The following is a 10139-nucleotide window of genomic DNA, read 5'->3' on the forward strand; positions in this document are numbered from 1 at the left end:
TTTATTCCCCGTTTGGTTATAGTTTTTGTTTATGGTTATGTATTTGATTATCAACACCGTAGGGCGGGCCGAAGAACGGTATGAGCGGAGCGAATACCGTTCCGGCTCGCTTCTACGAACGCGTCAGCCTGCACGCCATCGGCGGGCAACACAGACCGCACCGCGCAAGGGTAGAAGGGAAAAAAACAGGTTGCTTAAGTTGTACCAGTTGCACGAGTTGCACCCGTTGTTCAGAGTGTGGCCGTTGTGGTATGACTGGTATTGTTCATACCTGGCCAACCTGCGCCAGAAACTGCCCTATCTTTTCCAGATCATCTAACCGCCACGTGTCGGGATGCTGGCCACGTCTGGAAAAATCCCGGTAGTGTTGCAGGCCCAACAACCGGCGGAACCTAACCAGCGGGATAGGCGAGTTTTGCAGCCAGCTATACAACCCGTCGCGGGCCTGGAAAAACCGTTGCAGGTCGGCCCGCTCCTGCTCCGTGCCGTACCGATGGGTTAGGCGGGTAACATCGGCGTACGTAAACGGTAGCTCTCCGCGTCGCTTGGTATAGTAGTTGGTCAGGCTCAACCCTAAGAAGCTGGCCACAGTGGGCGCGTCCTCCTGGGCGGCTCGTTGGGTTACGCTGGTTAGTATCTCCCGGTATCGGCTGACCACTTGCAGCAGGCTCCGGGGGTTAGTGCGCGGTAGGCTGGCCGATGCTGCGGCCCCTTCCGCCTGTTCGCTCTCACGTACTAAAATCATACCTCTAAATTACTAAACAGATAGGGAAGGTAGAGAAAAAATGTTGATAACTAAATTTATAGTTGCCGCCCCTTTCGATTTTTTTAGCAACGCGCGGTCTTATTTGTTTTTTGCTTTTTCCGTCCTAATTCCTGCACCGTCAGGATTAGTTTTTTCACTTTATCCACCGCCTTTTTAGCAACGCGCGGCCCGACAACTATCATAGTAGGAAATTTCTTTATAGTTATATTTCTTATATAGGTACGAAAACGAATAAACCGAGAAATACCCCCACTTGGGAGGCCGAATAAACCGAGAAATACCCCCACTCGTTGGGGTAATAAACCGAGAAACGCCCCCGATTTATCCGAGTAATATTTTACATCTCTGTTTTTTCTGTCTATCTTCGGCCTGCTCCCTGACAGAAGGGGGCTAAATGGCATTTGTGAGGATGGAAGATAAGCGTAGCACTCAACTGGTTTTACCGCTCGGCTTGACCTATGAGCCGAAACATAAGGACTTAGTTAAACAGCACTGGAACGTAACGTTTGCCCGTCAGGGGCGTATGAGCGTTACGGCCAAACGTATCATGGCCCGCGTCATTGACCAGATACGCGACGATGATTTTAAGCTACGGCCCTACTATCAGTTCCGAATCGTGGACATCATCACCGATGCCGGGATAACGAAGGAAACGGCCTATAAAGAGGTTCAGGGGGCATTGCGTGAACTAACGGCGGCAGCATGGGAATTTGAGAGCTTGGACGGGTCAGAATGGTATATCCGGCACCTACTCGACACGACGAAAGAACGGGCTATAGGGTACAAAGATGGAATCATTACGGTACTGCTCAACCCACAGTTAGAGCCGTATTTTATCCAGATCGCCCACTACTCGACCTATCAGATTAACAACTACATGGGTCTAAAAAGCTGGTACTCGATGCGCTTCTTTGAAATTCTGTCGGCCTTCCGGGATACGGGCGTATGGTGTCCGACGGTTGAACAGTATCGCCAGCTTATGGACTGTTCCGAGGAGAAAGACAAGCGCGGCAAGATTAAGCGAGACAAGGAGGGGAACCCAAAGATGAAGTACCCTGATACCCGCGACCTGATCCGGTTCACCATGACAGAGCCGTTAGAGGAGTTGGCCGGTACGAACCTGGCGTTTGACTTCGAGCCGGTGTACGAGACTGCCCGCATGACGCGGGGCCGCAAGAAGATAACCGGCTTTAAGTTCACCCTGAAACGTAAACAGGATGGTAAGATACCGGAGTACTGGCTACAAAATACGGTAGTTTCTAAGGTTGTGGCCGGCCTGCGGGCTTGGAAGGTAACAGATAAAAATATTGCCCTCTATCTGGAAGACATAGGAACCAAAGCGGCTAATAAGCTACTGTACGACTGGCAGTTAAAGGAAAACACCGACGACCGGATAAACGACCGGGTGAAGTACTGTAACGCCGTGTTTGTCCGAATGGGTAAGGCTGCTCAGGAACGACTAAAACAGGAGGTTCAGGCGGCTTTAAGATAAGGTTAGGTATCGTAATTGCTAACTATAGTATGTAGATGCAAGATAATGAGGGACATACTTTTGTGCTATCTATAGTATGTCAATTACTTGAGCCTACGTGTAAAATTTGGACTGGTCGTTAAAGCTCTAAGAAAAGAGCAAAAACTATCCCAAGAAGAACTTGCGGAGAAGGCGGGTTTGCATAGGACATACATAGGTATGATTGAGAGGGGCGAGAAAAACGTAACCCTTGAAAACATACATAAAATTTCCCAAGCATTAAACGTCTCTCTCCCTGTTCTATTTGGCCGAATGCCGGAGTAGGAGCGTATTCATATATAAATAACGTATGCTCCACGTATGCAACCAAATGACCCTATTACAAACGATAAGATTTTAATCACCGGTGAGTTTACGGCTGAAAAAACTAACGATGTATTTAAGTCGGTCGTGTTCATTTACGATGATATAGTTTGGGAAGGGGCTATTCCTAAATATCTTGAAAGACAAGGAATAGTAATGTCAGATGAAGAAATTTCTGAGAGGATACCAACATTCTACGAGAACTTAAACCCGATTAATCGTAGTAAGTGGATTGCCGAGAGTGATTCACAGTGGGCTGATAAGGAAAGCCAGACTTATAAAGTGCTTAACGCATTATATTCTGGTGAATGGGAATGTCGTGTTCACGGTCCCGTTCCAGAAGTTAATCCACAGCCCGCAGCCCGTCTAAAAGCATTAAAGACGATGGGTTATGTTATAGGCTCTCAGCGTCGGGAATGTAAACATTGTGGTGGCCGTGCTATGCATGATATACTAATCATGTTGCCTGCATTTGAAGCACGATTTGAACACGGCAATGAGCTACGAAAACCAATGTCTGACAGGTTCAAAGAGAGAACCAAGTCGATATTAAAATTTAAAGAAGTTTGTTTTGGTGTTAGACGTTCATCAAAAGAATTAATAATAGACCACAAATTCCCCTCTCAGAGATGGGGACAACCCGAATCCGATAACCCGGACGATATGCCAGAAAGTCAAATAAGACATAAATTCCAACTTCTGAGCAATCAAACAAATATGTGGAAGTCAAGATATTGTGACCGATGCGTTAAGGAGAATATACGGGGGGACTTTATGGATATAACGTGGTTCTATGAGGGTAATGCTTATTGGCAAGGGGCTGACAAACACGATGAAAACGGTTGTGTTGGCTGCCCTTGGTATGATTTGGAAAGGTGGAAGGACGAACTAAATAGGGTGCTGAACTCTTAACGTATAACACATAACAAAGGGCGGGTTCAAACCCGCCCTTTGTTATGTGTTATACGTTAAGAGTTTGGCCTTCACTGCTAATGCTATATGCTTGGCCATTAAGCAAGGAACGGCATTACCAATCTGCCAATACGCCCTCTTAAATGTGCCACTAAAGACAAAATCATCAGGAAAGGTTTGTAACCTGGCCATCTCGCGCGCAGATAGCACCCTATTTAATTCATAATGAATATGACAACCACCGTGATTTTCCTTCACGGCCATACTTGGAACGCCCTTGTATTGGCGTTTAAAAGCGTCTCTGAAAGTCTCGTAGAGAGATCCACCATGTGGAACATTTGCAATACGCTGCTCGAACTCTTCAGAATGCTTCGTCCATTCGTGGTTAATTGTAGGATTGCGAGGGACTAATTTTAAATCATCAATAGCACTTTCTATTGACTTGTAATTCTCTTTTGAGAATATTTCTTTGGGATAAGGATTTTCTAACCCAAGCCGATTACCTACAAATATGGCTCTTGTTCTAAGCTGTGGTACGCCGAAGGTTGCCGCTTCTAATATTCGAGCGGTCATATCTGGATATCCGGCTTCGGCAAACTGTTTGATGATCTCACGGTAAACGGTTCCCCCCTCCATAGTAAGAATACCGGGTACGTTTTCCATTACCACAAACTCAGGTTGAAAATGCTTTACAAAGCGTATATACTCCCGAAATAGCTTGTTCCTCGGGTCGTTAGGATTTCTTAAACCTGCAACAGAAAAACCCTGACAAGGAGGCCCCCCAAAGATTACGTTTACTTTTGTTCCGCCTAACTTTTCCTCTAATACGCTCTCGGTTAGCTCTTCAATAGGAGTTTCAAAGTGTATACTTTCAGGAAAATTTCTGCGGATTGTATTTGATGCGTCTTTGTCTATCTCAACGCTGGCGACCTTCTTAAATCCGGCAGACCTCACGCCAACAGACATACCGCCCGCTCCTGAAAACAAGTCTATAAATGTCGCGTTCGTAGGTTCATCAGAAACCTTTGTCGTGTCAACTACACCCCAATTACCATTAGAGATTTTATCAGCATCGAGTTGGTTCTTTAGTGATGTGTATCTACTTGTTGCATCTCTGGCCCCTTTTGACAGTCTGGATTTTTTCACCTTGCTGGGTGCTTCCTCAACTATTGATACGAGGTCAAAAAGTGATGTTTGCATACGCTCTACGGCCTTTTTGCTAATTATAGTATTCAAATTAAGGGCGCATTTTTGATAAAGTCAAAGATTACCCCTAATATCTTTCGTCAAAATATTCTTTGCCATCTATGTATGTTCGTCGTAACTGGCCGCGAAAAACAATAGTGTCGGCTTTTTGTGATTTGAGGTATGCAGCCAAAAGGTTAGGAGCTTCGATTATAAAACTCTGCTCCTCCTTCTCGTAATAGATTCCTGTTAGTGGGTCTTTGCCAGGCTCTCTAACGATCTTCACATTATAGGCTTTGCTGGGATATTCCATATAAAGCATCATCCAAAGATTTTCTGAAAAAATCCCCGCTTCTCCTGCGCTGGCATTCGCTCAGCAAGTTTGGTAATCATGCTTTTAATGTCGTCTAACTCGGTGCGTATATCTTCTTGACGCATTGGGGGCTGACTGCCTTTCTTTATTTGCTCCTGGGCATACTGGCGTAAATCTTCGTTTACGTACTGACCTATCGTCTTACCGCTACGCTGCGCGGCCTTCTCGATGGCAGTACGGGTTTCAAGGTCAACCCCGCGTACTGTCCACAAACCCACGTCTGGGGCGCGTCGGGGCCTGCCTCCTTTGCCCTTTTTCCCCTCTGGCTCCGGCTCTGCTGCGGCCACGTCAACCGCTGTAAAACTTAACTCCGGTTTTGTTGTGTCGTCTTGGGTAGCCATTGCAGTAAAGTACGACGTTTTGTTATGGCTGTAAACTACGTCTTTTTCCTCGTTAGTCGCAACTGCTAACAAAACTCCGGTTTTGTTTTACGCTTCTATACTCGTTGCATTTTTCGGGGTTTTGGGGTGCTGGTGGGGTGGCTCCGTTTCAGGGAATAGTTTCTTAACATAAGATTCTTTATAAAACCACCCTCCAAAAAGTACTACGTTTTGTTCACGCTTGTAAACCCGCCTACGTTGTACTTTTCCGTTTTACCCCCCTTTTTGCCGAATCGTACAAAATCCGTCATTGACCGGAAACCAAACAATGTTTGGTAAGTGCGGCCAAAATGCACGAGCTGCGGGCGGGGCTTGCGCCCGATCTGGCCCGGCTCCTGGCCACGTCCGGCCCTCGGTGGGGGCGGCTCTCCAAAGATTGTTTGGTTTCCCTTCCATTGCTTGTTTAGAAGTTGCCAAAAGCTAAGGGCCAATTTTGTAGTAGATAACTACAAAATTGGCCCTTAGCTTTTGGACAAAGAATTACGCCGGGGCGACGCTTCGCTAAGCTATCTCGCGCCGATGGCGTACCCGGCTGACAGGGACACAAGGCAACTGTTATAATGCTGCCACGTCGAGCTAAACAGGGCCGTTTTGCCAAACTGAGCCAGTAACTGAACGTTGAACTGTTGGCGGTTCAGTTGTAAGCCGGTGGCTATCCCGAAGCTACTACGGTACTTGTCCTCGATGTTATACCGTTCGCGCTCATACGTTGGGAATACAGTGTTGGGGCTTCCCTCGCTTACTTCCACGTAATGACTACCCCGAATCTGCAAATACGGCCCTAACAATAGGCTGACCGCGTTTTTACCGTTGGTCAACGGCTCCCGGAAGGGCAAAAGAAACGTAACGGCGGGGGTTGTATTGACGTTGGTTTGAGTCCCGTAAACGGTACGGTCGGCTCGTGTCCAAACCAGTTTATAACCAATCCGGTAAAGCGATACGTTAACTTCGGGCTGTACTTGGATGGCTCCGATTTGCAGCGGCTTGGCTATGCTGATACCATAGCCGGGCGTTGGGCTAAACTGCACCTGCGGCAACAACTGGCCGGGCTGCGCTCCGCCAAAGCTGGGTAAGGGGGCATTGGGGGCAAATACACTTTGAACGCCTACCCGTATTTGTATGCTCTGGGCGGGGCTGCGGCCTGCCAGTAGAAGCAGGGCCAACAGCCATAAAAGCCCGTTATTTTTTCCTGTGGGGGTTTTCATGGGTTAAGTCTTACATAAAGTTTTGCCAGTCTTCCGGCTCCGGCTGGGCCGCGTCCGGCTGCTGCGCCTGAGCGGGTGGAAGTAGCCGGGGGGCGGGCTGCGCCCTGGTGTTGGGGCTATCGGGCCGGGCGTTGGGGGCTGCGGCCGCTCGTTCGTCAGCCTGGGCGGTTGACGACCTGCGCCCGGTCTGCTCCTCACTCCGGGGCGCGTCGACGGGGGCTTCCTGCGCCCGGCCGGTGGTGGCCAGTATCTGGTTTACCTGGTCTTTGATGCGGCTGAACTGCTGGCGCGTGTCGGTCTCACTTACCTGCTTAAATGGTTTGATGAGCTGCGCCTGGCTGTCAGGGGCGGCAAAGTACCGCCTGAATTCGGCGTGGCTCCCTTCGGCCAGAATGCCCGCAAACTCGCCTTGCTCAAAGCGCATAACGGCCTGAGCCTCTAAACGGTCGCGCTGCTGCACGTTCCGGCTCTGGCTGAAGCTGGTGCCGTTATCACTGTGGCTTACGCTGCGCCCGGTATATTCCTGGTCATAGCGGCCAAACATCCGGCTCACCCGTTCGGCGACTTCGGGCGTGGTCGAGCGGCCAAAGAACTGGTTTGATAATGAGCCTAAAATCATTTCGCTCGTCTCCCGGCCAAAGGCTCCCACCATTTGGGAAATGTCTTGTACGGCGTAAACCGTGGCTATCTTATTGCTGCGCCCGGTGGCCGGTAGCTGCTGGAAGTTGGGAATAAACAGCGTAGGAGCTTCATCGAGGATAACGACGCTTGGCCGCTGGCCCGGTGTATTCATCCGTTTTAAGGCCGTAGAGACGATTAACGAGATCAGCGGGGAGAATGTCCCGGTTAACGTTGGGTCATTGCCTACGGTCAAAATAGCGGGCTTCTGCGGGCTGTTCAGGTCAAACGGTACGTCGTCGCCTGACAAGACCCAATAAATGGCCGGGCTAACCAGTGCCGACAGGTAGTTTTGCACCGTCGAGAATACGCCCGCTAACTGGTTATCACTCCCGACCCCACTACTCACGCTGGCAATGATGGGCCGTACTTCGTCGTCCTGCCGTAGTACCTCGATGAGTCGGCGGGGGTCGCTCTCCAGGAGCAAAGAAACCGCGTGGGGTAAGGTGCAGTACTGCGGGTGGTTGTTCCGCAAATACCAGATACTACCCGTTAATAGCACTTCCGCCGACTGAATCCAGAAACTACGCTGTTGGGCGGCTTTTACGTCTAAGTTGCTCAGGACAGTTAAAGCCGCTTCGCGGGCCTGGCTCACATTGGACAGCAACCGGGGGGCTACGGGGTTAATCCGGTGGCTGCGGCTTACATCGGTGAAGTTGACATAATACGGCGTTACGTCCGTGCCGGCATAACTGCCGGCTACGTCCTGGGCGAGCGTGGGGAATTTGAAATCATACACCAAACCCGTTAGGCCCTGCGCTCCGGCCTGTTGAATAATCGGCTCGACGAGTGATTTACTTTTACCACTGCCGGGGCCGCCGTTGATGAATGTTCCCCGGTAGGGGTTAGCCAACCACAAAGGCCCGTCGCCGGTCTGAAACACAAACCCGCCTTGTTTGGGGTCTATCTTGATGGTCTGCGGGGCGTTTCGGCGGTAGTGGCGGAAGATAGCCCAACCCGCATACGCCATAAATACCAGGCTACCCCAGCCGGTGTACTTCTTCACTAAGAAGAACGCTAACCACCAGGGCAGGGAGCGCACCCAAATCTTATTCCAGAGCATCCAGCTTTTAAACTGCTGCTCCTCGTAATACCCGATTGCATCTAAGGCAAAATCAGTGATTCGACCTAACCCCACAGTACGCAGCAAACCCAGCACGTAGGGCGTTAGAATGCTCGTTGTTAGGGTCAAAATCAACAAGTCGGCACCGTGCCAGGTAGCGGGCGTTTTGGTGGCCAGCGTGAACCACAGTAGCCCAATGGCTCCTATTATCACGTAACCGCGTGTATTGTCGTTTTTCATTGTTGGATAAGCGATTATAGGCGGGGGCCGCGTCGCTTGATTTCGGGCGGCTCCTGCTGAATAGTTTGTTTGGGTAGGGTTTGCTGCGGTCGCTGCTGCGGCTCTTGTGCTTTTTCTTCCCCTTTGGCCCGTTGTTGTTGCTGGTTTTGTCCTTGCTCTTTGGCTTTCTGCTGCTCGACGGCTCGCCGTTCTGCGGCCTGGCGTTGGGCCGCTCGCTCCTGCTCCTGGCGGTGGCTCTCGGCCCGAATCACGGCCAACTTTTCGGCTACCCGTTCGGCCTGGGTGCCGTGCTGCTGGGTGCGGCTGTAGTCGAACGTTTCGGTTTGTTTTCGCTCGTAGCTGAATCGCTGGTCAAACTGCCGTTCACTGGCCCGGATGAAGTTGGTACGGTCGAATCCTCCCTTTACGGCTCCCTTCTCGGTGGCCCGGTGATTGGTCGCCGGACTGAGTTTAAGCGGGTGTTTCCGCTCCATCTGCCCGGCCTGCTGCCGGGCTTTGAACTGGCTTAGATTCTCCGTCCGGCTAACGATAACGTGAACGTGGGTCTGTCCGCCCTCCTTCTTTTTTCCCTTCAATTCTTCGCCTGTCTGTACGGCCCGGTCCTGGTGGGTGTGGGTTCGCTCTTTCTCGATTTTGGCAAACCAAACCAGGTCTTTCCCCTCTATCCCCTTTCCAAAATTGCGGGCGTACTCGTTCATCACGTCGCGGGTATAGTCGCGCAGCTTCGCCGGATCATCGCCGATGTGCTTTAATTCTTCCCGGCTGGGGCCAATGATGATTTGGTAAAACTTCTCGTCGTCGCGGCCCAAATTCCGTTTGTTCTGGTCGATGGCGGGCGTTACCTCACTCGCCCGCATTCCGTCACGTTCTTGGCTGAACCACTGGCCGCGCTCCTGCTTCTCCAAGTAGTTCACCAGACCGCCACAACTGCCCCCACTCCCCCCACTAACTTTTACCACCATACGCTACAATTCGACTGCTCCGGCAGCCCGGTATCATTTGTTAGGGTTAGGCGGTGGGGTGGTTCCCGGTTTGGGCGGAACGGGTTGCGGGTTGTTCATGCCTGCAACAGCCGCCTTAAAGCGGTCGGTCAGGAGTTCGGGCTTTAAGGCACTGCTGATTGTTCGGATTTGCGATTGCCCTATTTTCCTCGGTACGTCCTCCTGCAATAGCTTGGTCAGTACCTGCACGTCGTCCGATAGAGGGCGCAGTATCTTCTTTTCCTGCTCCCGGATGAAGCCGATTAACCGTTTGTCTAACGCCTTAATTGCATCGGTTGGATTGTCGGCTTTGGGGTCTCTGGGGTCGGCTTTGGTGGCGTTGAAATACCGTACCATTGCCCCAAACAGGTCTTTGTTGGTCATACCGTAGGACTTGGCCAGCTTCTTAAAGTCCTCGTATAACTCCGGGTCAACGTCAATACTTTTTAGGGTTCTGCTCATGGGTCACGGATGCCCAAACGGAAACAGTACGCTGTTTATCAATTAGTTAACTGCTAAATAC

General features: G+C 50.5%; 10 protein-coding genes. 3 read left to right on the forward strand and 7 right to left on the reverse strand.

The window, feature by feature from the left end; genetic code table 11:
- Positions 1-265 precede the first annotated feature (265 nt).
- Complete coding sequence (locus RUDLU_RS0126615; RefSeq protein ID WP_019991497.1) at positions 266-745, reverse strand: hypothetical protein; 480 nt, start codon at positions 743-745, stop codon at positions 266-268.
- 430 nt (positions 746-1175) lie between these two features.
- Between RUDLU_RS0126615 and RUDLU_RS0126625 the strand changes: the two genes are divergently transcribed.
- The 3 genes from RUDLU_RS0126625 to RUDLU_RS29090 all read left to right on the forward strand — a co-directional run bounded on the left by RUDLU_RS0126625 (position 1176) and on the right by RUDLU_RS29090 (position 3512).
- Positions 1176-2258: a replication initiation protein gene (locus RUDLU_RS0126625; protein ID WP_157580866.1), complete on the forward strand. Its 1083-nt coding sequence runs from the start codon at positions 1176-1178 to the stop codon at positions 2256-2258.
- An 87-nt stretch (positions 2259-2345) separates the two neighbouring features.
- Positions 2346-2561, forward strand: coding sequence for a helix-turn-helix domain-containing protein (locus RUDLU_RS29515; protein ID WP_019991500.1), 216 nt, complete (start codon positions 2346-2348; stop codon positions 2559-2561).
- 36 nt (positions 2562-2597) lie between these two features.
- Entirely contained in the window at positions 2598-3512 is a 915-nt protein-coding gene (locus RUDLU_RS29090) for a hypothetical protein (protein WP_019991501.1), read from the forward strand.
- Positions 3513-3554: 42 nt separating this feature from the next.
- Here the strand turns inward: RUDLU_RS29090 and RUDLU_RS0126635 are convergent, their stop codons facing one another.
- The 6 genes from RUDLU_RS0126635 to RUDLU_RS0126670 all read right to left on the reverse strand — a co-directional run bounded on the left by RUDLU_RS0126635 (position 3555) and on the right by RUDLU_RS0126670 (position 10078).
- Positions 3555-4712, reverse strand: coding sequence for a DNA cytosine methyltransferase (locus tag RUDLU_RS0126635; RefSeq protein WP_044131500.1), 1158 nt, complete (start codon positions 4710-4712; stop codon positions 3555-3557).
- Positions 4713-5018: 306 nt separating this feature from the next.
- Complete coding sequence (locus tag RUDLU_RS0126645) at positions 5019-5483, reverse strand: hypothetical protein (RefSeq protein WP_019991504.1); 465 nt, start codon at positions 5481-5483, stop codon at positions 5019-5021.
- Positions 5484-5956: 473 nt separating this feature from the next.
- Positions 5957-6655, reverse strand: a complete 699-nt coding sequence (locus tag RUDLU_RS0126655) for a hypothetical protein (protein WP_019991505.1) — start codon at positions 6653-6655, stop codon at positions 5957-5959.
- A 10-nt stretch (positions 6656-6665) separates the two neighbouring features.
- The gene (locus tag RUDLU_RS28540; RefSeq protein WP_019991506.1) at positions 6666-8636 is read right to left on the reverse strand and encodes a type IV secretory system conjugative DNA transfer family protein; all 1971 of its coding nucleotides are present in this window, start codon (positions 8634-8636) and stop codon (positions 6666-6668) included.
- Positions 8637-8650: 14 nt separating this feature from the next.
- Positions 8651-9598 carry a DUF5712 family protein gene (locus RUDLU_RS0126665; RefSeq protein ID WP_019991507.1) on the reverse strand — a complete coding sequence of 316 codons (948 nt, stop codon included), beginning with the start codon at positions 9596-9598 and terminating at the stop codon, positions 8651-8653.
- Positions 9599-9631: 33 nt separating this feature from the next.
- A complete protein-coding gene (locus RUDLU_RS0126670) occupies positions 9632-10078 on the reverse strand; it encodes a BfmA/BtgA family mobilization protein (RefSeq protein ID WP_019991508.1) in 447 nt (148 codons plus the stop codon).
- Positions 10079-10139: the final 61 nt, after the last annotated feature.

This window comes from Rudanella lutea DSM 19387 (assembly GCF_000383955.1).
Classification (GTDB): Bacteria; Bacteroidota; Bacteroidia; order Cytophagales; family Spirosomataceae; genus Rudanella; species Rudanella lutea.

Coding starts and splice junctions, on each gene's coding strand:
- RUDLU_RS0126665 (WP_019991507.1), bottom strand. CDS start 9,598: ATGGTGGTAAAAGTTAGTGGGGGGAGTGGGGGCAGTTGTGGCGGTCTG.
- RUDLU_RS0126670 (WP_019991508.1), bottom strand. CDS start 10,078: ATGAGCAGAACCCTAAAAAGTATTGACGTTGACCCGGAGTTATACGAG.
- RUDLU_RS29090 (WP_019991501.1), top strand. CDS start 2,598: ATGCAACCAAATGACCCTATTACAAACGATAAGATTTTAATCACCGGT.
- RUDLU_RS0126625 (WP_157580866.1), top strand. CDS start 1,176: ATGGAAGATAAGCGTAGCACTCAACTGGTTTTACCGCTCGGCTTGACC.
- RUDLU_RS0126655 (WP_019991505.1), bottom strand. CDS start 6,655: ATGAAAACCCCCACAGGAAAAAATAACGGGCTTTTATGGCTGTTGGCC.
- RUDLU_RS0126635 (WP_044131500.1), bottom strand. CDS start 4,712: ATGCAAACATCACTTTTTGACCTCGTATCAATAGTTGAGGAAGCACCC.
- RUDLU_RS0126615 (WP_019991497.1), bottom strand. CDS start 745: ATGATTTTAGTACGTGAGAGCGAACAGGCGGAAGGGGCCGCAGCATCG.
- RUDLU_RS28540 (WP_019991506.1), bottom strand. CDS start 8,636: ATGAAAAACGACAATACACGCGGTTACGTGATAATAGGAGCCATTGGG.